Here is a 25297-nt window from a genome sequence, read left to right as displayed (position 1 = left end):
CGTATGTCAGCACGTCTACTTGCAGCGAACTCACCAGAGCGCTCCCCTCGTCTTTCAGGTGATCCTGGCACATCGTTGCCGTGGGACCAGGTTCGGTCTGGCAGGGGGCGGTTACCAGTAGAGGAAGTCTGCCCCGTAGCGGTCGAGTCCGGCTACGAGTGTGACGGCGTCATCCGCCACCTCTCGGCGCTGCTCTGGTCCGCGGACATGGTCGGCAGTGTTGGTCTGACCTGTGCGGTATCTCTCGGCGAGGCGGCGGAAGGTGGCTGAGGGGTGGAAAAGCGTATCCTTGGGCGGGGTTTTGTTCACGAGTGCGTCAGGAAGTCCGCCGTGTACTTCTGAGGCGATCCAGAATGCCCAGTCCACCAGCTTTTTCACCACCCGCGCGTCCTGTGCGGCACAGTCGAGCAAGATCGTCCGGCAGTCCTCACATTCCTCTACCGTCGCGTAGAACAGCTCGTCTGCCACGACATCGCTCGGGTTCGCCAGCAACACCGACGGCGGCGAAGATCGTGTATCTGCGTCGGAGTGTGCGTGGACAGCGCTGGTTGCGGTCTCTTCCTCGGCTTTCTCGGCAGGATTGCTGCTCGGCATCACGGCTCCTTGTTCCTCATCGTCGTTCGTCGTTTGGGGTGGGGTGGGGCGGTCTTCTTGTGGTCGGCGGGTCAGCACCATCGCATGTCCAGCGCCTGAAGGGCGTCGATCTGCTGGGTGGTGAGCCGGGTGACGTTCCGGCGTCGTTCGGACAGCCAGCGGCGCAGCAGGAGCGGGTCGCCTTGGTCGTTGCCTCGGTAAGTGGCGGGGACGGCGAGATGCTGGCGGGCGCGGCGGAACAGGTATGCCTCCCGTAGTCCTTTGTGGAAGGCCCAGGCCGAGTATCCGCGGGGTCGGCGCAGTAGGTAGGCAAGGGGGTGGCGCAGGGGGATCTGGCCGAGGAGTTCGTGCTGGGTGGTGGTGAGGCGGGGCAGGGCGGCGATCTGGTCGGCCAGCCATTCGCTGTAGGGGTTTTCGGCCTGTTCAGGGCCGTGGTCGGGGAAGGGCACCGTGTTCCGGCGGGCGGCGGCCAGGACGGCGGCGTAGGTGCGTCGCCATCGCCCGGTTTTGTCCCAGTGGCTGTTCCACCAGGGGTAGATCTCGGTGAGGGCACGGTGGTAGCAGTAGGGCAGTTCGCGGCGGTCCGCTTCGGCGCGGAGCCGGGAGAGTCGTGCGCCCAGGGGGATGCTGCGATGGGATTCGTCCTGGGCGGGGACCAGGTGGCCGTGCCGGGCTACATAGTCGCGTGCCACGTCGAGGGTGAATTCGATGCTGGTGCGGGAGTGTTCCCATGGCATGTCCAGCAGGTTCAGGGCGTCGGCACGTTCCGGCAGGAGCATGCCGTGCTGGTTCAGGCTGCGCTGCGTGCCCAGCCACCAGCCCAGGTAGAAGCCGTCGTCGGTGCGGTGGCGGTCGGGGACGTTCAGGTGTCCGTGTCGGGTGTGGAAGGCCTGCGCGTGTTCGTAGGCGGCGTCCCAGATCTGGTTGGGGGCGGGGGTGTGTTTGGGGTGGAGCAGGTCGATCAGCTCGTCGGCGCGCAACGGGCGGGCGGGAGTGTAGGGGCGCAGGATGCGGTCACCGCCCAGGAAGTGGAGACGGTCGAAGACGAGTTCGTCCCAGACGCTGAGGCTGATGAGGATCTGGTGCAGCAGGTGGAAGCTGGTGCCTTTGACGCCTTCTTCGAGCTGTTGGTCCGGGCTGAGGTAGACGGGGACGATGATGCGGGCGATCTTGCCCTGTCCAGGGGTCTGGCGCAGGGCCCGGCCGACGGCCTGGAGGATCTGGATCGGGCTGCTTTTGGGTTCGGCGAACAGGATGGAGTCCAGGGAGGGGATGTCGACGCCCTCGGTGAAGCAGTTGCAGTTGCTGAGCACTGCCCGGCGCGGAAGATCCTCTCCGGCGGGGGCGTGGGCGGGGGTGTCGATGAATTCCTGGACCCGTTCGCGGCGGGCGACCGAGCCGGTCTTGCTGTGGACCACGTTGCTGACCAGGCGGGAGCGCATGTACGTCGGCATGAACTCGGCGGTCTCGGTGAGGGTGTCGGCGTAGACGGATGCGTCGGCGATGTAGGTGTGGAAGGTGAGGGTGCGGCGAAGGTCGTAGAGGTGCTGTGCGTGCAGGAGGGCGATCTGTGCGGCTGCCAGGCGTAGGCCTTCGCTGGTGGCGTCGATGCGTCGGGTGTTGCGCAGGGCCTGTCTGAGGTCGTTCTCGGTGACTTCGACGGCGACGATCTCGTAGTCGGCCAGAAGTCCTTGGGCGATCGACTCGGCCAGGGAAAGGCGGTAGACGACGGGCCCGTACAGACGCGGGTCGTCCATGGAGGCGATCACGTCGGTGCCGAGGGTGTCCTCGCCTACGTTCGGGGCCAGAACGCGAGGGGTGGCGGTCAGGTGGAGGCGGTGGCGGGCGGGGATGAGCGCATCGTCCAGGACGTGCGCCCAGGCTTTGTTGCCGTCGCCGGCGGTCCGGTGGGCTTCGTCGCAGATCATGAGGTCCCAGCGGGCGAGGTGATGCTCGCGGTGGGCCTCTTCGACCTTGTCCTGCGAGTGATAGGTGCAAAAGACGTTCAGCGGCCCGAAGGCTGCTGCCCGGGCGGCGTGGTGGGCCAGTTCCTCAGCGGAGGTGACGCGCAGGAGACCGCCGGGCACCGCGCCGCCGCCGTCCTCGCAGCAGATGGTCAGGTACAGCCCGCAGCGGCCTTCGCGATACCAGAGCCGTGCGGTCTGGTAGAGCAGTTGGATGTTGGGGGCGAAGAGCACCACGTTGCCGTGCGGGGCGATGCGGTGGGCGACGTGGAGGGCGACGTGGGTCTTGCCGGTGCCGGTGGCCATCACAACGCTGGCGCGGGCGTAGTGGTCGAGGAACGCGGAGGCGGTGTTGCGCACGGCGATGGCCTGGTGGCCACGCAGCGGGGTAACGAACGGATCTTCCTGGTCTTCGGTCAGCTGGTCTTCGGATACGGTCCCGAGCACCGGCCTCCCCCTCGTGATCATGTGCCTGGAATCTCATGGTCAGCGCGGACACGGTGGCCGGTTTTCCTTTCGAGGCGAGTTCATCCTTTCTGGCGTATTCGACCGGTGAGGAGGGTTCGACAACACGGCGGCGGCGCAGCATGACAGGCGCCGGGCTGCTGAGTGGCGGCCGCCACCAGTCAGCTGGAAGGGGGACAGGAGGTGAGTGAGCAGGCAGCCCCGGCATGGCTGTTCGGCCCTCGGCAGCCACTACCGGTGCACGTGCCACTGGTGCGGGGGGAGTCGACCGGGAGTTACGTCAGGCGGCTGGCACACGGTCAGGGACTTCAGCTGGAGGAGCTGCTGGAGCGCGTGGGCTTCGGACAGGCCTCGCGGGATCCGGCGCGGGTGCGGGCCTACCCCTCCACCACCGAGCTGTACGTCAACGAGCGGGGACTTGAGTTTCTGGCGGTGCTGTGCGGGAGCACGGCCCGTGCGCTGCAGGAGGACCTGCCGAGCACGGCCGCCCACCTGCTGGAGCAGACCACCGGCATGGAGCCGGTGTGGACGTGGCCGTGGCTGACGCGCCAGGGGCATCTGGTGCCGCTGTGCGGGACGTGCGCGGCCTCCGGCGGGGTGCACGAGACAGTGTGGATGATCAGCCCGGACCGGTGGCGGGTCTGCCTGGAGCATCTGCGGTTCACCGACAGCGACTCCACCGGGGGGACGTGGGGGCTGTCGCTGAAATTGCTGCCGGAGACCATCGCAGCCCACCGGGAGCGCGAGGTCCTGTACCAGCGCTACGGGCTGGCTGGGCAGGAGTTGTTCGCCGACGCCTTCCAGATCACGGTGCACTGGTGGACACACCTGCCGGACACCCCGCGCTGGGTGCAGCGGGCGCGGGACGCGGGCCTTATGGCGCACGCGGTGCCTACGGCACCGCTCGTGCTGATGCCGGAGGCGGCGGCCGTGGCCGCCCACCTGGCCGCCTTCGAGCACGCCAACAAGCGCGACGGGCAGGCCCGCACCCGGTGGATGGATCAGATGCGGGAGCAGATGGACCAGTGGGGCGTCGACTTCCCGGTCGCCCGATGGGCGTTGATGGACTGGCTGCAGCGGCACAGCGTCCCCTCCGCCGCGACGCCCGAGGCCGTCGGCGAGCGCAGCCGCAGGCCCACGTCGGGTGTCGGCCTGCCGCAGGGGCTGCGGCTGTCGCCCGGCCATACGCAGGTGGCACAGCCCACCGAGGCGCTGGGGGCGGCGTCATGTCTGCCCTGGCAGCTGGGACAGCCCGCATGCGACATGTGAGCCCCGGCAGCCGGGCAGGGCGGCCTGCGGGCGGCACCCCCAGCGGGAGACCCGGAGCTGACACAGGCACTCTCGCCGGACGGGCCGAGCCAGCGTGCGGGCCGATGCCGCGCTGTGGCGGGAATCGCCGAAGGCGGGCTACGTGAGCGCGCCAGAGGACCCCGGAGCGTGGTCGGCAGAGCATGCGGTAGACGCGGTCCGGGATGTGGTGGCGCTGTACCCCGGGCCGAGCGGGCCGATGTACGCGGACGGAGTTACGGGGCTGCGAGGGCTGGGCCTGGAGGAGTTCGGGCCGGTCAGCGAGCCGGTGCCCTACCGGAGCCGGAAGGGCACCATCACGTATTGGCCGGTGACGACCGGGGATCGGACGGTGGTGTGCTCCAGTCTGCGCCAGTGGCGCCTCGCGCTGGAGCTGGACTTCGATCCGGCCTGGATGGCGTTCAGCGCGGGCCCGGTGGAGCTGCGGTGGCGGGAGCGAGGCAAAAATCGCCGCTGGCGCCCGGACTTCGTGGCCCGTACCTCCGGTGGCGTGCGTGAGGTGCTGGTGCTCAAGCCGGCCGGTGCGCAGAGCGTGTCGGAGGTGAAGCTGCGAGTGCTGCAGGCGGTGGCCCGTGTGGCCGGGTGGCGGGTGCGGCAGGTGCGTGAGCCGTCGGGTGTGCGCGGCCGGAACCTGGCGTGGCTGGCTGGCTACCGCTTCCCCGCAGGCTGCGAGGAAAGCCGGGTGGCCGCGCTGCTGGAGGCGTTCACGGAGCCGACGGGGCTGCGCGCGGGGGTGGCGGCCAGCGGGCTGGATGCGCTGAGGGGGCTGGATCTCGCCTACCGGATGCTGTGGCAGCGGCGGCTGCACTTCGACATCACTCAGCCGCTGCTGCCCGACGCCGTGGCCTGGGCCGGAGGGGCCGACAACGGACGGGAGCAGGTGCCCGGCCCAGGTGAAGGCGGCCCGGCTGGGCTGGCGTCGAGGTCGCACACCTTTCCCGGAGCGACAAGTGAGTCGCTCCTGTCCGGCGGCGGGGCGATGACGCCGCAGAACGCGCCCGCCCAGGTAGTGGGTCCTCGGGGCGCGAAGGGAGGGCCCATGGGTGGAGTGCCGGAAAGGCCTCTGTCGCTGTCGATCGGGGCACGGGTGCACTGGCAGGGACGCGAGTGGGAGGTGGTGGCGTGGCAAGGCTCGCAGGTCACCCTGACTGCCCAAGCCGCGGACTGCAGTGAGGGCTGGCAGGCGCCTCAGGCGGTGTCGTACCGGTGGCTGGTGGGTGCGGAGGACTTCGCCGTTCTGGACGCCGAGGCACCAGATGCCGGCGCCGCCCTGCACGGCTGGAGCCTGCCGGAGGACCACGAGCGCCGGGAGGAGGCGGAGCAGTGGCATGCACGCATGGTGGAGATCGACACCGGTCTGGCGCCGGGCCGAAGCGAACCTGAACGGGGGTTCGGGCCGGGGACGACGCTGGCCCAGCGGTGTGCCGCGATGTCGGCGCGCCTGGCCGCCGACGGCATCCGCTGCGCTGCCGCCACGCTCGCCGACAAACGACGCAGGTGGAAGGAGACCGGCGAAAATGCGGCCGTGCTACTGCCTGCGCCGCGGACCAAGCGCCCGGGCGGCTTCACCGACCCACGATGTCTCAAGGCCATGCAGGAGGTGGTGACCCGGCGTGCCCGCGACTCAGACGCGACCATCGAGGTGATCCGCGAGGAGGTGGAGGACCTGCTGCGCTCGCGGCACGGCGAGGAGTTCGACGATCCGGCCGCCGCGGCAGCCCTGCTGCCCTCACGCTCCACCTTCTATCAGCGGATGCGGGAGTCCGGCCTGGCCGACCTGATGAACCTGCCGACTCGCGGCCGCGTCGCCGTGGCCGCCACCCCGCCCCTGCCCCACGGCGGCCGCGAGATCGTCCTGCGGCCGGGGCAGCAGACCCAGGTCGACACCACGCCCTTGCGGATCTGGGCCCACGGCGACGACGGCCAGCCCGTCGCCACGGAGATGACCGCCCTCATCGACGTAGCCAGCCGCAGCATCATCGCGGCGATGATCACCCCAGCCGGCCCAGGGACGCCGAGAGCGGACGCGCGGGCCGGGCAACCCGGGCGATCGACCTGACGCTGATGCTGGCCCAGGCGTTCGCGCCGTGGCCGGTGATGCCCGGCTGGGACCCGCTGAGCGCGGCCGCGGCCTCCAGCCTGCCGTTCGGCGCGCTCGCGGCCGCCGACGAGCGGTTCACGAAGGCCACAGCCGCCCGCCCCGTCATCCACCCCGAAATGATCATCTACGACCAGGGCAGCCCGTACGTGAGTGAGCACTTCACCTCCGTGTGCGACCGGCTGCGCATCGCCCGCCGCCCGGCACGCAAGAAAACCCCGGCCGACAAGCCGCTCGCCGAAAGCTTCTTCATCACCCTCGCGCACGGCTTCAGTCAGCACGTCAAGCACGGCTGGGCCGGCCGCAGCCACAAAAAACGCGGCCGCGGCATCGACCGGATGCCGCTGTACACGATCGCCGAACTCCAGCAGATGGCGCAGGAATGGGTCGCGCTGGAATACCAGCAGACCCCCCATGCGGGACTGCGTGACCCCTTCCGGCCGGGCACCGAGCTGTCCCCCAACGACATGTACGCCGTCCAGGTCCCCCGCAGCGGCTACCGGCCCGTGCCCTTCTCTCCCGCCGCCAACCGCTTGTTCCTGCTGCCGCGGTGGGTCACCCCCGGCAAAGACGGCTTCATGATCGACTACAGGGTGTATCAGCCGATCGCGCCAGACGCCGCCCACTACCGCGAGATCCTGCTGCGCGGCGGCTCCAAACTGCCCGGCCGCGGCGGCAAGTGGGAGTGCCGCTTCAATCCTTACCGCCCCGAACGGGTGTGGCTGTACGACCACACGGCAGGCACCTGGGTGACCTGCGACTTCAGGCTGCGGCACCTGCTGCATGACCCGTGGACCGCGGACATGTGGCAAGAACACGCCGAACAGCACCAGGCCACCGATGGCAGCGAGAAGGACGAGGAGGCGATCGCCCTGGCCCTGGCCGGGCGCTGCAGGCGCCGCCGAAGCCACAGGCCACCGCCCAAGCGCACCGGCGCCGAACCGCCCTTCCAGGGGCTGGAGCTGGCCACCGACCAGGTAGCCCAGGACCCTTACGCCGGTCTCGAGGAATTCGACCTGTCGACCCTGCGGCCCTCCCCCGCGCTGCCCGTCTCCCCCCTGGCGCCGCCGAGCACACCCGTCCCGTCGGCGCTTCCCGCCGGCGCAGACAGTGCGGACGGCGCAGGCGCCTCGGTCGGCAGCGGGCCGGGGTCGCATCCGCTCGACGCCCTCTTTCCCGGCGACGGTATCGACGGCCTGGCAGAGGCCTTGGCGAACGGGACTCCTTTGGCCTTCCAGGAGGTCGTCGACGCAGAGCTCCTCGACGACTGCGATCCAGAAGACGACGAGGGCGAAGACGCCGGTGCCTGGCAGATGTAGCAGCCGGCCACGGGGGCCCATGGACGTCGGCGGCGCAGAAGCCAGCTCGCAGCGGGCGCCTTCCGCGTCCACCACCGCCCGCACGGATGAAACGGCAACCACACGCCAGGGAGCAGCGCGATGAAAGCGACCGTGGAACTGCGCGACAAGCGTGAGGCACGCCTGCGCCGGCAGTTGAAGGACACCCCTATGCGGCCCCTGCCGCTGTTCCAGCTCACCGGCTGGAACCACTTCGTCGACGAGGAAGTGAAGCCGCCTGCGCTGGCGGCGGACAGCGACCCCGCTGCGGACAAGGAGAGGGCTGCGGCCAGGAAGAAGGACGAGCAGGCCCTCGCCTACCACCGGCATCTGCGGATGGTAACCACCGACGCGATGACGCACATGCAGGACATGATCATCGCGGCAGTCAATTACAGCAGCGGCCGGCGGGACGGCCTGATGGACCACGTCATCGACGGACCCGCGGGAACCGGTAAGACCTGTTTGCTGCGGGCGGTGGGGCGCGCCGCCCAAAGGGCGATCGAAACCGCCATGAACGGCAGGCAGCCCAACAAGATTCCCGTGGTGCACATCACCACCCCCGCAGACCCCGAGCCGAAGGTGAACTGGGTCTGGGAGATCGCCTCCTACCTGGGCCTGGCCCCCGAACCGAAGAGCATCACCGAAGTCCTCGAGATGCGCCGGCACCCCGACCTGACCTTGTCGGTCAACTACATCCTGGAGACCACCCAGACCCGCCTGATGCTCATCGACGACGTCAACCGCGCCACGGCACAGCAGCTGGCAAGCGTGCTGCCCTACTTCGACTACCTGCGCGACAAACTCGGCATCGCCCTCGTCTTCTGCGGCACCGGCGCCAGCCATCTGATGCATCAGGCCCGCGTCCTGGCCGGGGACCTCGCCCGGGTCAGCGAGGAGAACCGCCTGCGGCTCGAGCAGGCGGGGCAGCCGGCCGCGCCCGGGACGCCCTCGCCCAGCGCGCTGCTGCCGGTGACCTGGCTGCACCCCCTGCCGCTGAACGCCGAGGACCCAAAGACCTTCCGTGAGGTGCTGATGGGCTTCGAGGCGGACCTGAGCCTGTACCGGCTGGAGGAACACGCCCTGAGTAAACACGCCGTCGAACTGCACCGGCGCACCGGCGGCTACTTCAAAGCCCTCACCTACGTCGTCTCCACCGCCGCCGTCATCGCGATCCAAAGCGGCAGCGAGAACATCACCCTCAAAGAGATCGACACCGCAACAGCCCACCTCGGTCCCTGAAACGAACCGGCGCGTGCCGCACATTGCCTGTTCACGCCCGCGGTTGCCAGACCGCCGCGTCCCTCTGTCGGGGGGCGCGCGGGGGTCTGGTGTGGCTGCGCAGCCGGCTTGGGCTGGTTGCTATGCCGAGAAGTCGCTGGGGGTGTAGCGGTTGCCGGTGACGACGGCTGCCACGACCGCGCGGTCAATCAGGGCGTTCGGCGGGCGGTGCTTGGCCAGCCAGGTCAGCTCGTCGACGCGGAGGGTGCCGGCCTTCTTCTTCTCGGTGAGGTCGAGTACGAGCAACTGGCCGAAGGGAGCGGTGGTGTTGGTGTATTCGGCGGCTTGGGCCAGGTATCTCTTCTCCAGGTAGGCCCGGTCGTTGCTGGTGTGGTTCTTTTTGATCTCGGTCAGGTACTGGCGGGATCCGAAGTGGACGAGGATGTCGGCCCGTCCAAGGGCCCGGTTGACGGCTTCGACCTGAACCAGGTGGCCGATCTGGCTGCTGAGGAGCCAGATGTAGAAGTGCTGCTGCAGGTCTCCTTCGACGGGAACCAGGTCGCCGTCGGCTTTGTCGAAGCGCCGCCGGTAGTCACGGAACTTGATGCGTTTGCCGTCCGGGCCGGTGCGCCCCTCGCCGAAGGCGGTGGCGGTGTCCAGGTCGGCTGCGGCCCTGAGGAAGTGGACGGTCTGGCCGACCAGGACGGTGAAGGTCCGCCGGGTCTCTCCGACGAAGTCGGGGAACGCTTCCAGGTCGTGCAGGAGACGGTTGAGCAGCGGCACCACGACGGGGTCGGAGTTGTGCAGCCGGGTGAGGTCTGCGCGATAGGCCAGGTCGTCGATCACCTTCAGGTCGTCGTCGGTGCTGGTGCTGGCGAGCCGGGCGGTGAAGTCACGTCCGAGTGCCTTTACTGCTGCGGGGGCCAGGCGGTGGGCGCGTTCGGTCTCCGCTTCGCCAGGGGGTTCCTCGGCGCCGGCGCCCGCGGTGGTTCCGTGCTCCCGCCGGCCCGAGGGCCGTGCCGTCAGTTGCTGTTCCACGCGGGTCAGGAGTTTGGACGATGTCTCCTGGTCGAAGCCCGTGGTGGGGTGGGTGTCCGGCTCGGTGACGGCGCGGCGGAGCTGGGCGAGGAGGGACTGCTGGCGCAGGAAGGTGTCTTCGATGGCGGGTTCGACGAGGAGGGACATGCCGTGTTCGGCTGAGCCGACAGGGCAGACGGTGCGGGCTGCCTGGTAGGCGGTCAGGACGTGGTCGAGTGCTCCCCAGGGTTCCATCCAGACGGTGTCCTGCAGGTGTTCGGCAGCGTGTTTCAGCTGTAGTACGAGGTGTTCCCAGGCGACTTCGGCGGCCTTCTGGGGTTGCAGCCAGGCGGGTTGGTGCATGCCCCAGCTCCAGGCGTGCCGCTGATTGAGGGTGGTCGCGAGCCGGTCGGCGGCTTCGTTGAGTCTGGTGCTCTGGCCGCCGGTGAAGGCGAGCAGAGCGTCGCACACGGCGGCGTAGGCGCGGGCGTCGTGGCGGGCTTCTTCGGCGGCGTCTGCTGTAGTGAACCAGGTGTGGGCGGCCTGGAGGTGGTCGATGACATCGGCCACGGTGCGGGAGGTGAGCGCGGTGCGCAGCCGGTCGTATCCCAGTTCGACGAAGGCGTCGATATCGCTGGCTTCGTCGTTGGAGAGGCGTTCGAGGTAGGAGCGCAGGGTGGCGGTGATGGCTTGCTCGTGGCTGGACCAGCTGTCCAGTCCCAGGCCGATGATGCGGGGCAGGCGTTCGGTGAGGTCTTCTGGAGTGTCACTCTGTTCGAGTTCCTCCAGGATTCCCCAGACCTGGTAGGGGTTGACCGATTTGGCTACCGCCAGGCGGACCGCACCTTCGAGTCGGGCTGCGGCGAGCAGCGGCTGGGTGCCTGTCACTGCGTTGAAGTCGTTGAGGAGTGCTGCATTCAGGGCTTTGGCCAGCTGCTGTGTGGCGGGGGTGCTGGCGAGGAGCGTTTCGAGGGTCGCGGTGGTGTGCAGGAAGCTGGACTGGCGGGCGAATCCGCCGGGGAATGTGCCTGCGATGCCGTGCCAGTCGGCTTCGGCGTGGTCGAAGGCGTGGGTGACCGCTTCGGCCAGCAGGGGGGCGTAGGGGCCTGCGGCGACCGCGTCCATCTCGGCACGGACGGCATCGGCGGGCATACCGAGGCCAGCGAACGTGATCTCCCGGCCTTGTTCGGCCAGGGTGCTGAGCTGCTCGGCCAGACCCATGCCGCCCTCTCCTGTCCTGGTCGTGCGTTTCGTGGGGTGAGGGGCTGTGTTCACCACATGGGGCGGCCCTCGGCTGCCTCGACGACACGGTCCTTAGGCAGTACGCCGTTGGCAAGGGTGAAGTCGGCGGTGGTGATCAGCACCTGCAAGCTGATCTCGTCAGCCAGTTTCGCCAGTTCCGTGACCAGGCTGTGGGCGTCGAGGTCCTGGATTTCCTCGGCCTTGGGGCTGTCGATCAGCAGCAGGCCCGGGTGGGTGGACAGGCCGTGTGCCGCTCCGACCCGCAGCAGCGCGATGACCACGGCGATACGCAGGCGCAGCCGCTCGCCCGCGCTCAGTTTGCTGAAGTAGTCGGCGACTCCGCCATCCTTGATGACCTTCAGCTGGGCGGCGCGGTTGATCTCTACCCTTTCCAGGGAGGTGATGCCGAAGCGCCGTCCGAGGTCGGCGATCTCCTTGTTGACGTCCTCGAACAGTCGCTCGGCAGCGGACTTGCTGTCGGTGTCCAGGACGGTGATGCCGGCCTTGAGGACGTCGACGATCGTGCTCTCGTAGGGGTCGCCGGTGTTCTCGGGCAGGTCGGGGAGAACGGACAGCGCTCCTTCCAGACGCAGGATCTCTTCTTGGGCCTGGACTCGCTGGGGGAGCAGAAGGACGGACTGGGCCTCGCGCAGGCGTGTTTGGCCGGCTGCAAGCAGGTTGGTGAGCCGGGTGAGTTCGGCCTCGGCGGTTTCCAGCGCCTGGCGGGAGGTGGACTCGGCTTCCTTCGCCTGTTCCAGGCGCAGTCGTGCCTCGTCCTGGACCTCTTGCGGGTTGTCGTCCTCGCCGGTGACAGGCCGGGCGCAGATGGCGCAGGCGTGGTGGTCGCGTTCCTGCAGGCGCCGGTCTTCGGCGATCTCCTGGTCGCAGCGGGGGCATGCCTGCGGGTCCAGGCCGTGGAAGAGGAGCCGGGCGGCGAGGCTCTCACTCACGTCGTTCAGCAGGCGTTCCTCACGGCGCCGGTGCTCCACCGCGCGCCGGTGCACGCGCATCAGGCCTTCCCAGGTCTCCTGGGCGTCGGCCACCTCGCGTGCCCGTCGTGCCGCTTCGGCGGCCAGGGAGGTCAGGGATTCGTCCTCGCCGGGGCCCGGCAGCGCGGCCAGTCGAGCGCGGGCCTCGCGCAGCTCGCTCTCCTTGCGTTCGCGTTCCTCGCGGCGCTGCTGGAAAGCGTCGTGGGCGTCGGCTTTGCGGCGCTTGACGGTGGAGCTTCTGACGTCATGGGCGGCGCGTACGCGGGTCAGGGTCGCGGCGGCCGGGAGGTCGAGGAAGACCTGGAGCAGGCGGCCGGGCAGGCCGCCCATCATCTGGTCGCCGAGCAGCACCTTGTCGCCGCCGGCGGGCAGGTAGATCGCTCCGTAGTAGGCGGGCCATCCGTGGGCCTGGGTGCCGGTCTCGTTGAGTGTGTTGAGCAGGGGCTGCAGGTCGAGGCGGTCGAGCATGAATGCCTGGATGTGCTGGGCATAGCTCTCGGCGCTGCCGGCGGTGATGAGAGCCGTGATCTGGCCCGTGTCGTCGGGTGTGCGAGCCGTTTCGAGCGAGCCGATGTCGGGGCCGGTCAGTACCTGTGCGCGGACGATCTCCCCGTCGATGCAGTCCAGGCGGAAGCCGAGGGGCTGGCCGGCCACGACGATGTCGAGGTCCAGGTGGCGAATCCAGTTCCGGACCCCCGCCTGGAGGTCACGCGGGGTTCCGCGCAGGCACCAGGTGATCAGTTCCAGGACGCTGGTCTTGCCCCGCAGATTGGAGGCGACCAGTGCCGTCAGCCCGGCGCCGAAGCGGAACGTGGTCTCGAACGGGCCCGGCTCAAGGGACCCGGTGCGCAGGCCGGCCATGCGCATCCGGTGCAGGCGCAGTGGCCGCGGGCGGGCGGGGGTCAGGGTGAGAGGCAGCCCGTAGGTGGCGAAGACGTCGCGGACGTCGACCTCGCTGCTCTTGGCTTGCCGGGCGATCCGGGCCGCAAGAGGCTCCTCGGCTTCAGTCACGACTCCCCCTCGTTGTCGTTGGTGGCGCTCTGCGCGCGCAGTGCCTCAAGCCGGGCCCTGGCCCGGATGCTCACCGATCCGATGCGTGTGCCGCGTGCCGCTTCGGCGTACTCGCGCTGCAGATACTGCCGCTTCTTCAGCGCGGTGCCGCCCAGTCCGTCAGCCAGGGCGACCACCAGGGCGACCCGCTCGACGTAGTAGGAGAACACCGGTGCCTCACTCACTACGCGCTGGGCGACCTGGTCGCCGTGCTGGGTCAGGTAGTAGTCGTGCTGGCGCACGTGGTTGACGGTCCCCCGCCGGCGTCGCACGACCAGGCCGCTGCTGCGCAGCACCGCGAGCGCGTCATCGAGCGGCTCGTAGGCGCCGAAATGGTGGCGCAGCATGGGATACCGGCGGACCTCGGGCTCCTCGGAGTCCAGGATCTGACCCGCAAGCTCTAGCAGGGCCGGCTCCTTGCTCGTCTCGTAGTCAGTGAGCAGCTCATCGGCCAGGTAGTCGGGGTTCCTCAGCCAGAAGTCCAGCTTCTGCAGGCGCACCTGGGTACGGACCACCCCGACCGCTTTGCCGAGACCGGCGTCAGCGAGGTCGAGGTCCGTGGGCTTCTGGCCGGCGCCACGGATCAGCAGCAGGAGGCGCACCGCGTCCTGCTCCCGGCTGGTGACGGGAGCATCCGGGACGGATGAGGCAAGGTCGTTCTCCATCGAGTGATCCTAACGATGATCCGCTGCCCGGCATGCGGTTTCCCTGACAAGACGGCCAGCAGCCAGGGTGCGCCTGAGCGGAAGGTCACCGGGGCGTTCCCCTCGCGCTGACGGCCGGTGGCGGCCGCTGGGGGGCTTTGTCGAGGGGGACCCGGGAGAGGGCTTCGCTGGGGCAGCTGTCAGGTGGGCCGGGCGGACATGGGACGCACCAAGAACCCCCGTCGACTATCGGGGGCCCGGTCGCGGCCGGTTCGCCGACCTCCCTGGGCGGTGAGCGGCCCCGTGGGGGCGGACGTAGGACGAGCCGGCGGCGGTGACGGGCAGGACAGCGGCCTGCGGGAGCGGGCCGCGGACCGCCCAGGCCAAGAGCCTGTGACACGTGTACCCGCTGAACCATGGCTCAGCGCGATCTGCCCGTGCGGATCCGGACCCCGACGTCGGCCTCCTCCGCTGCAGGGGGCGGTCCGTTCTTCCTTCTCGTCGCAGCGGCCGGCGCGCAGTCCGTCCGCTGCCTCCGCGAATTCCTTCAGCTCTGCGGCTGCCGCATCGGTGTTTCCGGCGGACGGGTGGCGGGCGTAGACGGTGCGGTCAGCGTCGTGAGGGATCAGGGCTGCGGCTGCGTGGCTCCATCCAGGCCAGGGCGAAGGCCAGGGTGCGGCGCGCATCGTGGGTGGTGGCCTGCAGCCTACTGCCCGGCGACCAGGGACCCTCGCCGGTCCGCTCGACGATCAGGAACGCCACCAGCAGCAGGACGTCCAGATGACTCTCCACAGCCCGCGCCGAGTCCGCCAGGACCGGGACAGACAAAACCAAATACCACGCCGATCACTACAATCCGAAACGATCACCACTCCCGCACGCCACAGCCCTGCCGCCATCCCAAACACCACAAAAACCCCATCCCACAGCCTCACCGAACCACAGATCACATCCCGAAACGATCACTACACCACCTAGCCAGCAGCCCACGCACCCAGTGACCACACCCGGATTTAGCAGAGTGCTCGGCGAAGGCGTCGACACAGCAAACTGTGACTCCGTCGCATTCTGCGACGCACGGGGTTCAATGATCGACATCGTGCAAATGGTCGGCCGCGCACTCCGCATGAAACCCGGGGAAGGGAAAACCGCGTCACTGATCGTGCCGGTATTCCTCGCGCCCGGAGAAACCCCGGACGAAATACTGACCTCTCCGGCCTACGAAACCCTGGCGAAAATCCTCGGGGCGCTCCGCGCACACGACACAGACACCATCGAAGCCCTCGCCGACCCCCGCGTGCGCAGCGGCAGCTACCACCCGGAGGAGACCCTGCGAGCCGGCGAAGACGGCCAGCAGCGGCCGGAGGGCGAGCTGGGGCCGAGTGCGCCCGCGCGGAAGCTGCTCAAGTTCAGCACGCCGCGGGATCCGGCGCTGCTGACCCGGTTCGTGAAACTGCGGGTCATCGAGCCCGAGAACGCCTTCTGGCGGCACGGGATCGAGGCATGCGTGCGGTATGTGAAGGAGACCGGCGCCGGACAGCTGCGGGTCCCGTACGACTTCATCACGCCCGAGGACTGGGTACCGGCCGGGTTCCCGCTGGGCACGTGGCTAGCGGACCAGCGGCGCTTCAACAAAGCCGGACGCCTCACCCCAGCCCGCGTCACCGAGCTCGACGACCTCGGGATGGTCTGGTCCCACCAGGACATCGCGTTCGAGGAAGGGCTCGCCGCCGCCCGGGCCTGGACTGAGGCGCATGGCCACTTCCTGCCACCCGCCACCGCAGTCTGGGACGGCTACCCCATCGGCACCTGGGCGAAGAACCAGCGCACCGCAGCCCGCCTCGCCGACACCAACGCCGAGCGACGCGAAGCCGGCCTCCCCGTCACATCCAGCGCTGGGGCTCTGACCCAGGCGCGGCGGGAGGCGCTGGAGGAGATCGATCCGGGCTGGTGCCCCGCTTGGGACACCGGGTGGCAGCGCTGCTTCCGCCTCACCCAAGCCCGCCTAGAGGGCGGCGGGGCAGTGCCGACAGCGGCGGGTGAGGTGATCGTGCAGGGCGAGGACCTCGGCCGCTGGGTCCAAGCGTGCCGCCTCGGCTGGGACGCGCTGCTGCCCGTCCAGCAGTGGATGCTCGAGAACGTCCTCGGCCTCATCCCGGCCGAAGAGCACGAGCGGCCCGCGAGGCGCACGCAGGAGGACAAGTGGGCGCTCAATCTCCGGGCGGCACGGCAGTTCCACACCCGCGAAGGCCACCTCAACGTCCCCAGAAAACACATCGAGCGCGTGGCGCCGGAAGGCGGCGCAGCGGGCCGTCAGGGCGAGGCTGAGGGGCTGCAGGAGGTGAAGCTCGGCATAGTCCTCGACAACATCAGGAAACGGGCCGACAAACTCACCCAGCAGCGCCGCACCGACCTCAACACCCTCGGCATGCGCTGGACCACCGCAGCAGGCAAGAGCCCTCGGTAGAGACGCCCCGGGATGGCAGCAGGAGCCAGGTCCTCATGGCTCAGGACCTTCCCGACAGTACTGCACAAGGCATGTCAGAGGTCCGAGGCCGGGCCTACCGTGTTGTTCATGACCAGTGGTGGCAGGCAGCACCGGGACGGTTCCGCCAAGCGCGTTCAGCTCACCAGCGGCGACCACAGCGGGCCAAAAGGTAAGAAGAAGCCCAAGGTCAACCGCAAGGGCAAGGGGCTCAGCGCGGAGGAGAAGAGGGCCGCCGAGCTGCGCGAAGTAGAGCGATTCAGGCAATCCATACGCGTCAGTGAGCTGCGCCGGAAAGCACGCGAGGAAGTACCGGAGCGGTGACCATGACCGAGAGACATGGATGTGGCACGTCCTCACTTCTATAGCGCAAAGCTGTTGTAGTGGGCGGGTACTGGTTGCTGAAGAGAGCTCGCCGACCTGCTCTCCCGGTACGGCGAAACGGACGTCACCGATGCCCGGGACTCCGCCGACGTGCAGATCCTGGCCGCGCTCCGTACAACGCGGCGAGATCTCAGACCAGCTCAATGGCCACTTCCGGTCCTGCCGATGGTGTCGGCAGGTCAGCTGAAGTAGTCCTCAGGGCCGGAACCAGCGCGCACGGTGTCCAGCGTGAAGCAGTGGAATCCGCCGCCGAACAGACGGCGGTGGCGGTGACGTACGGGGATGACGGTGAAGCCGTGATTCTCCAGGATCCTGACGAGACGGGGTGCTTCCGAGTTGGCGATCACCGTTCTGTCGTCGATCGACAGGACGTTCATGTCGATGTACAAGCCGGTGAGGGTCAGGTCCTCCGGGCAGTAGTCGGGGAACTCCAACGGGTCCGGCTCCGGGGCGTAGATGTGGTCCCACCGGCGTAGTGGCTCCGGCAGATGTTCGATCACCTGACGACTGCGCAAAAGCAGGGTGCCAGGCCGCAGAGGCAGTACCTGGGTGTCGATGTGGTTGTTGTCCAGGCGGTGCATGACGTGGAAACGGAACCGTTCACCGAAGTGCCGCTGCAGCCATTGCGCTCCCAGGGCGTGGTGCTCGGTGGCGACGTTGACCACCACATCGCGGCCGAACCGCAGACACTGGGCGCCGTCGAACATCATCTCGATGCCCATGCCGGTGTCACTGTGGTCCGGTTGCCCGATGCTGGGCACGTGGTCGGGGTCTTTGGCGCGCGCACGGGCGAGGTCGAAGGACTGATCGGTCATCACGGGGCGGGGCATGACCGTCCACCGCGCCCCACGTGCGAAGTAGCCAGCGAAGACCGGCTTGAGCAGGTCGTTCTCGAAATACCGTGCGCGAACCTGCGGTGGCGTCTCGATGATTTCGTCACCCAGGACGATCGCCTGGTCACGGACATTGAGCGCCGGGGTGGGAGTGGCCTTCCAGTGCGGCGTACGCACGCACACCGAGGCGGAGCGAGGTAAGGGGCGGCGCACCGTAACGGACACGCTCTCCAAAGCCTTGACCAGTTCTTCGACATCCTCGCACAGCTCCTCGACGTACTGCTGTCGGATGGCAACGTGCCGCCGGTCGGTGAACTCGTCGAAGACCTTGAAGAAGAGGCGGAACGACAGGTCGAGCTCGTGTCCGTCGTAACCCGCTGGTGAACCCACGATCACCTCACGCAGAGGAGACCACTCGTCGTAACTGCTGACGCTCACGTATGCACCCTTCCTGCCGCCGAGCAGGCCATCGAGCAGTCGGGGCCGACCTGGCCCGCGGCCGCAGGAACCTTGTGTGTACGGCGGGTGCTGCCCGCGCTTCAAACTGCCGTGCCCAGATGGTACGGAGGACGGCGCACACTCGTCACCTGCGCCCCGACAGCCCGCTGGGTGCTTGCAGGGCTGTGCCGGGAATGCCGGAACAGCGGACAGGCCACGTCATCCAACGCCTGCCATCATCTGATCACTGGTGCTCTAGGTGACAGGTCAGGGGTGGGGGCGAGCGGTGTACGTGGCCGGGGCTCCTCACGGGCACCGGCGACCACCTTCGGTGCGCCGAACTGGACGGGCACGCAGGACCTGAGGGAGGCGGTCATGCCCCGCTGGCCAAAGGTCGCCGGCTTCACGGCTGGCGTGCCCCCGAGGTCCTCCGACCCGCTGGATCGACAGCCCGGATCCCACCCGGCGCTGCTGGCCTCCCGCCGGTACAGGACCGTGCTGCACCCGGCATGTCAGGCCGAGCGGCACACACGCCCGAAAACCGTCGGCTGCCAGCCCAGTGCGGCGGGAACGCCGCCCGTGTGCATGCCGAGCCCGTCGAGCAGGCGCGCGCCGGCCTTTCCCACCCGAGCCGCCCTCGCTGGCCACGCCGCGCGGATCCCGGCGGATCCCGGCGGCGGGAAAACACATCAACGGTCCTCTGCAAACCGGTCCCGGCACCACACCACCCAACCACCCGCCGACAAGTCCCTACACCACCTGGAACCCAGCAAACAAAAGCAAGGCCACTGAAATGCCTTCGAAACGCAGACGCCAGGGCGCGGCGACGCCTACGAAACCACCAGAACCAGCCCCCCGGCCGGGCGCAGCGCAGCCGGCAGGACGAGGAGCGTGTGCGGCAGGCCCGCGGGCAGCGGGACCGTCCCCGGGCGGCCCGGGGACGGGCGGACGCCGCGGCTGCGGCCGCGCGGCTGAAGGCGCTGCAGGCCGACCAGGCGGTGCGTGAGGCATACGCGCGTGCTGCGGAGTTCGTCAGGGATGCTGTCGAGCCACAGCGGGAGGCGGTACGGGGGCTCGAGGCGGCAGCACGTGAGCCGGCGGCGCGGCTCGAGGAGCTCGCGGAGCACCTCAGGGAAGTCGACGTCCTGCGTAACCTGGAGCGTGACCGCGATCGTCTGGAGGTGGCGAAGAACACCGCGCAGGAGGAGTTCAAGAGGGCGGAGGAGGACGTGAGTGACCACGTCAAGGCCCTGGTGACGCGGTGGTCGCTCTTCTTCAAGAAGCGCATGAAGGCCACCGACGCGCAGGTGCGCAGTGCCTCCGTCGACGCCGAGGACTTCTCTCCCCTGGTCAACGGCCGCTCCTTCGAAGACCAGGCCGTGGCCGGCGCGGTTCTCGTCAGAGTCAGCATCAACGCCATGCTCGCGCTGCGGGACCTGATGTGCGAGGTCCCGGCCGTCCGGCTGCCGGGCTTCCTCATGATCGATTCCCCACTGAGCGGCCTCGGCACCCACGGGCATGACCTGGAAGCCTGCGAGACGCTGCTGCACGTTCTCGTCGACTGCGCGATCCGGCCCGATAACCAAGGGCACGTGCAGCAGGTGATCTGCGCGGTCAACGACCCACCCGACCAGCCTGTCCCGGCAGTCCGCCAGGTTCTGGTGGACAAGACCGACCGCTACATCCCCGGCCTCCCCGCCGACCTGGCATAACCCGCCGGAGGCTCCCCGCAGCCGGACCGGCTGCAGGGAGAGTCTTGGGGAGTATCCGGTCCGTCCCGTTACGCCCTGTCGTAGTCCGGGTGGTGCCGCAGGGCTTCTGCTCTTCCGGTTCAGCTGCCGGTGCCAAAGCTATCGGGGCTTCTTCAGTGCCGGTTCGCTGTAGAGGAGCTCGACGAAGTCCTTACTCGGCGGGTAGCCGCCGGAGCGCTCCTTGGCGAAGGCCCGCAACGCGGCGCGACGGGCTGCCGCAGTCGTCGCCTGGGCAAGGACACCTTGGTCAGCAGCTTCCTGGGCCAGGTCCGGCAGGTTGGCGGTGAATCCGTCGTACATATGCTTTGCTGCCTCGGCGACCCGGGCCGTGGCCTCTTCGCCGGCGTCGTACCCCAGCCGGCTCAGCCCGTTGTACCGCCGTGAGCGCAGTTCCGGGAACTCGCGCAGCAGGATCCGTTCACGCTCGGCCCTCTTCGTCGCCTCGCGGAAGGCCGGGAGCTCTTCGAGGTGGCGGGCGATCCGGTCGATCTCCTCGGGGGTGGAGGGCGGGTCTTCCTCCCGGGCTTCCTGTTCTTCCTCGTGGGGGTTCTCCTCGACCTCGTCCAGTTCGCCGGCCAGTTCCTGCCACCACAGCGCGTCGGCGTGCCAGCTGTGCACGACCGCGCCGGCCGCGAACTGCAGGACGAGTGTCCGGCACCGACCGTGCTGTTCGCGGGCCCGGCCCTGGAGTGCCGTTACCTTCTTCCGGTCGCGGACGTCCATGAGAGCGAGCGTCTCCTCCTCGGGGCCGAACTGGGCGGCGTCGAAGAGGTCATCGTTGTAGTAGACGAAGGGCGCGTTCACGTGTGCGGCCAAGGCGAGGAAGTCCTCAGCTGACATGGCCACGGGGCTGATCTCACACACGGCGTAGTGGCCTGTGAGGACCGCCCGCAGCAGGCGCAGGCCGTGAGAAGCCGCCCATCCGGCCAGGCCGGCGCGGATGGAGTCGAGTTCCGGCAGCACGTCCCCCTCAGGCGCCGCAGAAGACACGGGCAGGGCGGAGGGCGGGTGAACCGGGGCGACGGATTCGGGCTCGGTGTGCATGCGGCCTCTTTCGTCTTCAGGCAAGGATGTCAAGGTGCCAGCAGCGGACGGCGGTGTGCCAGTCCTCTACAGAGTCGCCCTTCGCGGGCGGAGCGTCGGTTCACCGACGCCCTCGGACGCGGCAGCCTGGTGTTCTAGCGCCATGACGCTGTTCATCGCGCTCCGGGCCGTGCTGGCACCAGCCCTCACCTGATCGAGACAGCCCGGACACACCAGCGCAGAGCAAGCCCCGCACTGTCATCAGCAGCGCCCGAAGACCCAGGCTGCCCACAGGACGGGCCCGGACTTCCGCGCCGTCGGAGGACCGGGCCCGTGCCGTATGCCCCGCCCCGGTCGGCTGGTCTTCGCCGGGGTCAGGTCGATCAGTTAGATCGTGCTGCTTCCCACCTCCATGAGCTTTGGCGAGGGAGACCGTCGAGTTCTCCGCGGCCGGTGCACCACAGGAGTACCTGAGTGGGGTCTCCGGACGGGGCGGCGAGGAAGAGCCGGTCGAGTACTGCTGCGCACAGCGGTGCTGGAGGCAGCCAGTCCACAGACAGTCCCTGCGTGATGTCGTAGGTGTGGAGCAGGGTTTCGGCGACGCCCATCGCCGCGAACCCTTCAGGGTCGCACGGGCCCCAGTGCCAGGCCCTCAGGGCCGGGCTGGCTGTGGCCAGGGCGCTGCTGAGCAGTCTGCCGCAGGCGGTGACGGCCTGGAGTACTTCGGCCGGTGACGCAGTGGGGCGAACGTTCAGGTCGATGGGAAGGTAGGCGTCGGCGGGCTGTGCTGCCAGCTGTCCTGCGTAGGCCAGCAGGTCGTGGCCGATGTGGGCTGCTGTCTGCCAGCAGGTCCATTCGAGCAGCCCCGCCGGCACCGTCCAGTCCCCGGCGGTATGGGGGCCAAGCACCCGCAGCATCTCTGCCAGGGCGGCGTCGACGTCCTGATAGTCCATGAAGAGCTCCTCGCGGCCGGTGTTGCGGGAGTGGTCTCTACCGTTGGCGGCTCCGCGTGCAGCGACGCGGGCGCCCACTCGATTCTCACTCCGCCGGGCATCTGGCACGACCACCCCAGCGGATGTCTATCTCGCTGCGGATACGGTCACATTCCCGGCGTTGTGCGGCGAGTACGCCGGGGGTGGCGGGCGTTGGCGTTTCGCCAGCGCAGCCAACGCCACCGACCACCTCCTGCCGCGGGCCGGTCTTCTACGCGGCGAAGCCAACGTTCGCGACGTACTTGTACTGGCCCCACTGCGAGCCCAGGTCGACGATCGTGTCATCCCAGACCGCGTCGAGGCCCTGGTCGTCGCCGGCCGCCCAGGAACCGAAGATCCTGTCCCAGCGGCGGACGTTCATCGCCCGGTACTCCACGACGGGCTGAAGCGGGCGGGGAACCTGGGACTGGTTGAGGGGGTGGATCTTGGATCTTGGATCTTCACCCGCGTGCCACGACCGTCCCGGTTCAGGCGTTTGAGGAGGTGACGGGCGACGTTCTGCCGGCGCACCACCCGGTACGCCGTGTCGATCCGGGCCAGGTGCGCCTTCGACGGCACTCTCTTGCCCTCCAGCCACGCCTTCAGCGTCCGGTCAGTGACCGCCAGCCCCGCCTCCCGCGCGGCCTGACGGCTCCTGCCCGACCTCGTCAGGTAATGCAGACGCGCTATCCAGCCGCGCCTGGCAGTCACCGGCGGCGCGATGCCGCCCGCGAGCTCATCAAGCTTGCGGGCAACCGCGTCACTGCCCCTGATGCCCCGGGCCCCGAACTTCCCGAAGTCGAGGTTCTTCCCCGGCGCTACTCCTCCTCCCCCTCCGTTGCGGCGTGCTCGGTGGTGACGCGGCGCATGCCTGGTCGGCAGGCGTCACCAAGAACGATCACTTGGCACACATCAGGGTCATCCGCCGAGCGTGACCGGGCCGAGGCCGGACGGCAACTGGCGCACGGCCAGCGCCACGGCCTCGTTCGCCGTGGCGAACCGGCCGAGATCCTGACCGGCCAAGCCCCTGCCCACCCCGTAGGTGCCATCGCTGTTCGCGGTCAGGCACGGTCCGACGACGTTAAGGCGCGGGCGGGTGGTAGTCGACAAACGCAGCACCCAGTGGCTCGTAAACGGATAAAGGGCGCGCAGCGCCGGCTCGGCATGCGCCGCCTCGATCAAGGCTTGGTAGGACCCCTGCCAGACGTACTCCAACTCGCCCGCCTCCTGGCGCAACATGCGCCATTCGGATTCCGTCAGAGTCGCGGGATCATGGTCGGGCACCTCGAAGCGGCCGGTCAGGTGCACGAAAGGTGCCTCCCGGTGGATGTCGTTCAAAGACGCTCCGTCGTGCCAGGCCCGGGCGGACCTGGCGACATCCGCCAGGTCGTGCGTCGTGCCGTCGATGAGGGACGAGCCCTGGAACGGCTCCGTGCCGCGGACCGACCACCGCCGCTCATGCGACCATGCGGTGATCTGCAGCGGCTCGCGGTGCGGCAGGGTGCTCGCAACGGTCGCGTGGAAGAGGGGAGCGGAGTCCAGTGGCGAGACTGCCACAGGCCACGACATCGGGGTACAGGGCGTCGGGATCAACAGAACTGGGCACGGACCCCGATTGTGCACGACCCGCCGATACCCACAGCGCCCGGCCCCTCGTCATCGCAGCGCCCCCGGCCTGCCCGACGACAAGCCTGCCCGTGCCTGCGCCTGCGTCTGTGCCGTCAACTGTGCTTCTGTCAAAGCGTCCTGGACATGCCGTCCCGGCGGCTGGAACCCCACCCCAGACACAGGAACGGGCATCCCCACGTCAGCCGTCCATCAGGTGTGCTACGCGTAACACGCAAACCATGACAGCCATTTCCTCACCCCATGACAGCCACGAAGCCGTGCTATCGGCACCCGGCAAGAGCAGGCCAACACCCCTTTAACCGAAACCCAAGCCCGCCGACACCCAACCCACTGACACCACACCGCCCAATCACAGCATGGCCGAAGTCCTGGAGATGCGCCGGCACCCGGACCTCACCCTGCCGGTCAACTACATCCTGGAGACGACAGGCCCGCCTGCTACTCGTCGACGACATCAACCGCGCCTCCCCGCAGGACCTGGCAGGCATGCTGCCCTACTTCGACTACCTGCGCGACAAGATGGGCATCTCACTCGTCTTCTGTGGCACCGGCGCCAGCCACCTCCTGCACCAGGCCCGCATCCTGGCCCGCGACCTGACCCGCATCAGCAAGGAGAACCAGGCACGGCTCGAACAGGCCGGCCGCCCCGCGGCACCTGCATCTCCCTCACCCACCTCATCTCCACCACCGCCGTCACCGCGATCCGCACCGGCACCGAAAACATCAGCATGAAGGAGATCGACGCCGCAACCACCCAGCTCAGCACCTGAAACAAACCGTAGCCCGCAGTTGGCCGCGCTGGTCCGGCGCTCCCACCCAGAACTGCCGGATGGCCAGAGCCCGACCGCTGCGCGCTGTCCGCCCCGGCAGGGTCCACTTCCTCGCCTCGGCCGGTGACCGGCAATCATCGGCCCCGCTCGTAGCTCCCGGACAGGAGTCCGGCTTGATCCCCACACCGGGGCGCACCTGTCACGGGTAGGGCAGGGCGGAGCGATCCTGGACGGTGATGTGGAGGGCGTGGAGTGGCTGGGTGCGGGTCGGGCGGATGACCTCGAACCAGTCGGTGCCCTCTTTCAGGTGGTGGGCGATGCTGCAGTAGTGACGCCAGCCGAATCCGACCCCGGTCTGCCACACCGTGTCGCTGTAGCGGCTGCCGATGACCGGATCGCCGTGGAGGTAGACGGAGTCGAGAGGCCGGGCGTTGGCTTCTAGATGGGCAAGGACAGCTGCCGCGGCGCGGCGCAGCGGGCTGGTGTCGCTCCAGCGGGCGAGTGCCTCAAGGGCTGCGGGGTGGCTCGGGTGGGCATCGGCCAGCTGGAGTTGCTGGACGGTAGCGGCCTTGCGGTCGACCAGGGCGGTGAGATCGATGCGGACCGGGCGCGGGGCCCAGCGGTCGATGCCGTCGAAGGCCTCGATCATGTGGTCGCGTGGTGCGCGGCCTGCTGCGGGATCCGGGGTGATGGCAGCGAGTCTGGCGCGGGCTGCGGCCACGGGTTCGCCTCGGGTCCACAGCATGGTCAGTTCGAAGCCTTCCGCTTCGAGGGTCTTGCGTTCGCCGAAGTGGATCTGCAGGCCACGGTTGTTGCCCTTGAGGGCGCGTTTCATCGACGCGGAGGGGTCACGGCCGTAGGACAGGGCGTGGAGGAATTCGGAGGTGAGACGGTCGTCCGTGCGGTGCTCTACGACCATGTCGACGTCTGAGGGGTTCAGTGCGCCGCGTGCGTAGGATCCGAAGACGAGGATCTCGTCGACGAGGTCCAGCGGCCAGCCTCCCTCCTCCAGGCGGTCGAACATCTTGTTCAGGAGCGTGGTGGCGCGCTCGCGTTTCACGGAAGACCTCCGCTGGTCGCTTCG

The 25297-nt window shown here is 68.8% G+C and carries 19 protein-coding genes and 1 pseudogene; 8 read left to right on the top strand and 12 right to left on the bottom strand.

Annotated elements, in window-relative coordinates:
- Positions 1-111: 111 nt before the first annotated feature.
- Entirely contained in the window at positions 112-594 is a 483-nt protein-coding gene (locus FGW37_RS32950) for a hypothetical protein (RefSeq protein ID WP_179084411.1), read from the bottom strand.
- A 71-nt stretch (positions 595-665) separates the two neighbouring features.
- A complete protein-coding gene (locus FGW37_RS32945) occupies positions 666-3005 on the bottom strand; it encodes a DEAD/DEAH box helicase (protein ID WP_179084410.1) in 2340 nt (779 codons plus the stop codon).
- A 201-nt stretch (positions 3006-3206) separates the two neighbouring features.
- Between FGW37_RS32945 and FGW37_RS32940 the strand changes: the two genes are divergently transcribed.
- The 4 genes from FGW37_RS32940 (at position 3207) to FGW37_RS32925 (ending at position 9008) form a co-directional block, all read left to right on the top strand.
- On the top strand, positions 3207-4292 hold the full coding sequence (locus FGW37_RS32940; RefSeq protein ID WP_179084409.1) for a TniQ family protein: 1086 nt from the start codon (positions 3207-3209) through the stop codon (positions 4290-4292).
- Positions 4293-4386: 94 nt separating this feature from the next.
- Positions 4387-6390: a TnsA-like heteromeric transposase endonuclease subunit gene (locus FGW37_RS33775; protein WP_246430701.1), complete on the top strand. Its 2004-nt coding sequence runs from the start codon at positions 4387-4389 to the stop codon at positions 6388-6390.
- A gap of 5 nt (positions 6391-6395) precedes the next feature.
- Positions 6396-7748 (top strand): hypothetical protein, encoded by a 1353-nt coding sequence (locus tag FGW37_RS33770; RefSeq protein ID WP_246430700.1) that lies wholly within the window; start codon positions 6396-6398, stop codon positions 7746-7748.
- A gap of 120 nt (positions 7749-7868) precedes the next feature.
- The gene (locus FGW37_RS32925; RefSeq protein ID WP_179084408.1) at positions 7869-9008 is read left to right on the top strand and encodes an AAA family ATPase; all 1140 of its coding nucleotides are present in this window, start codon (positions 7869-7871) and stop codon (positions 9006-9008) included.
- Between the two features lie 120 nt (positions 9009-9128).
- Here the strand turns inward: FGW37_RS32925 and FGW37_RS32920 are convergent, their stop codons facing one another.
- The 4 genes from FGW37_RS32920 to FGW37_RS32905 all read right to left on the bottom strand — a co-directional run bounded on the left by FGW37_RS32920 (position 9129) and on the right by FGW37_RS32905 (position 14757).
- Positions 9129-11225 carry a hypothetical protein gene (locus tag FGW37_RS32920; RefSeq protein ID WP_179084407.1) on the bottom strand — a complete coding sequence of 699 codons (2097 nt, stop codon included), beginning with the start codon at positions 11223-11225 and terminating at the stop codon, positions 9129-9131.
- A 50-nt stretch (positions 11226-11275) separates the two neighbouring features.
- Positions 11276-13246, bottom strand: coding sequence for an ATP-binding protein (locus tag FGW37_RS32915; protein WP_179084406.1), 1971 nt, complete (start codon positions 13244-13246; stop codon positions 11276-11278).
- A complete protein-coding gene (locus FGW37_RS32910) occupies positions 13243-13950 on the bottom strand; it encodes a hypothetical protein (RefSeq protein ID WP_179084405.1) in 708 nt (235 codons plus the stop codon). Before FGW37_RS32910 ends, FGW37_RS32915 begins: the two co-directional genes overlap by 4 nt.
- 588 nt (positions 13951-14538) lie before the next feature.
- Positions 14539-14757, bottom strand: coding sequence for a DUF5954 family protein (locus tag FGW37_RS32905; protein ID WP_179084404.1), 219 nt, complete (start codon positions 14755-14757; stop codon positions 14539-14541).
- Between the two features lie 259 nt (positions 14758-15016).
- Between FGW37_RS32905 and FGW37_RS32900 the strand changes: the two genes are divergently transcribed.
- Together FGW37_RS32900 and FGW37_RS32895 are read left to right on the top strand one after the other, a co-directional pair.
- Entirely contained in the window at positions 15017-16396 is a 1380-nt protein-coding gene (locus tag FGW37_RS32900; protein ID WP_179084403.1) for a helicase associated domain-containing protein, read from the top strand.
- Between the two features lie 108 nt (positions 16397-16504).
- Complete coding sequence (locus FGW37_RS32895) at positions 16505-16738, top strand: hypothetical protein (protein WP_179079122.1); 234 nt, start codon at positions 16505-16507, stop codon at positions 16736-16738.
- A 239-nt stretch (positions 16739-16977) separates the two neighbouring features.
- Here the strand turns inward: FGW37_RS32895 and FGW37_RS32890 are convergent, their stop codons facing one another.
- Complete coding sequence (locus FGW37_RS32890; RefSeq protein WP_179084402.1) at positions 16978-18069, bottom strand: glycine amidinotransferase; 1092 nt, start codon at positions 18067-18069, stop codon at positions 16978-16980.
- Between the two features lie 893 nt (positions 18070-18962).
- Between FGW37_RS32890 and FGW37_RS32885 the strand changes: the two genes are divergently transcribed.
- Positions 18963-19781: a hypothetical protein gene (locus FGW37_RS32885; RefSeq protein ID WP_179079123.1), complete on the top strand. Its 819-nt coding sequence runs from the start codon at positions 18963-18965 to the stop codon at positions 19779-19781.
- 138 nt (positions 19782-19919) lie between these two features.
- On the opposite strand, the gene FGW37_RS32880 is transcribed toward FGW37_RS32885, so the two are convergent.
- From FGW37_RS32880 to FGW37_RS32865, 4 genes and pseudogenes are all read right to left on the bottom strand, one after another.
- Entirely contained in the window at positions 19920-20864 is a 945-nt protein-coding gene (locus FGW37_RS32880) for a hypothetical protein (protein WP_179079124.1), read from the bottom strand.
- Positions 20865-21226: 362 nt separating this feature from the next.
- Positions 21227-21796, bottom strand: a complete 570-nt coding sequence (locus tag FGW37_RS32875; protein ID WP_179079125.1) for a maleylpyruvate isomerase N-terminal domain-containing protein — start codon at positions 21794-21796, stop codon at positions 21227-21229.
- A gap of 250 nt (positions 21797-22046) precedes the next feature.
- Positions 22047-22588, bottom strand: a pseudogene (locus FGW37_RS32870) (transcriptional regulator).
- A 144-nt stretch (positions 22589-22732) separates the two neighbouring features.
- Positions 22733-23371, bottom strand: a complete 639-nt coding sequence (locus FGW37_RS32865; protein WP_246430174.1) for a DUF6193 family natural product biosynthesis protein — start codon at positions 23369-23371, stop codon at positions 22733-22735.
- 558 nt (positions 23372-23929) lie between these two features.
- Here FGW37_RS32865 and FGW37_RS33765 point away from each other — a divergent pair.
- Positions 23930-24175, top strand: coding sequence for a hypothetical protein (locus FGW37_RS33765; RefSeq protein WP_246430175.1), 246 nt, complete (start codon positions 23930-23932; stop codon positions 24173-24175).
- Positions 24176-24412: 237 nt separating this feature from the next.
- Here the strand turns inward: FGW37_RS33765 and FGW37_RS32855 are convergent, their stop codons facing one another.
- Entirely contained in the window at positions 24413-25273 is an 861-nt protein-coding gene (locus FGW37_RS32855; RefSeq protein WP_179079126.1) for a nucleotidyltransferase domain-containing protein, read from the bottom strand.
- Between the last annotated feature and the right edge of the window lie 24 nt (positions 25274-25297).

The organism is Streptomyces rectiverticillatus (genome assembly GCF_013394065.1).
GTDB lineage: Bacteria > Actinomycetota > Actinomycetes > Streptomycetales > Streptomycetaceae > Streptomyces > Streptomyces rectiverticillatus.
The sequence above is the reverse complement of the archived record's forward strand: the minus strand, read 5'-3'. Positions and strand labels throughout refer to the sequence as shown.

Coding starts and splice junctions, on each gene's coding strand:
- FGW37_RS32950 (WP_179084411.1), bottom strand. CDS start 594: ATGCCGAGCAGCAATCCTGCCGAGAAAGCCGAGGAAGAGACCGCAACC.
- FGW37_RS33770 (WP_246430700.1), top strand. CDS start 6,396: ATGCTGGCCCAGGCGTTCGCGCCGTGGCCGGTGATGCCCGGCTGGGAC.
- FGW37_RS32925 (WP_179084408.1), top strand. CDS start 7,869: ATGAAAGCGACCGTGGAACTGCGCGACAAGCGTGAGGCACGCCTGCGC.
- FGW37_RS32920 (WP_179084407.1), bottom strand. CDS start 11,225: ATGGGTCTGGCCGAGCAGCTCAGCACCCTGGCCGAACAAGGCCGGGAG.
- FGW37_RS32910 (WP_179084405.1), bottom strand. CDS start 13,950: ATGGAGAACGACCTTGCCTCATCCGTCCCGGATGCTCCCGTCACCAGC.
- FGW37_RS32900 (WP_179084403.1), top strand. CDS start 15,017: ATGATCGACATCGTGCAAATGGTCGGCCGCGCACTCCGCATGAAACCC.
- FGW37_RS32895 (WP_179079122.1), top strand. CDS start 16,505: ATGACCAGTGGTGGCAGGCAGCACCGGGACGGTTCCGCCAAGCGCGTT.
- FGW37_RS32880 (WP_179079124.1), bottom strand. CDS start 20,864: ATGCACACCGAGCCCGAATCCGTCGCCCCGGTTCACCCGCCCTCCGCC.
- FGW37_RS32875 (WP_179079125.1), bottom strand. CDS start 21,796: ATGGACTATCAGGACGTCGACGCCGCCCTGGCAGAGATGCTGCGGGTG.
- FGW37_RS33765 (WP_246430175.1), top strand. CDS start 23,930: ATGCTGCCCTACTTCGACTACCTGCGCGACAAGATGGGCATCTCACTC.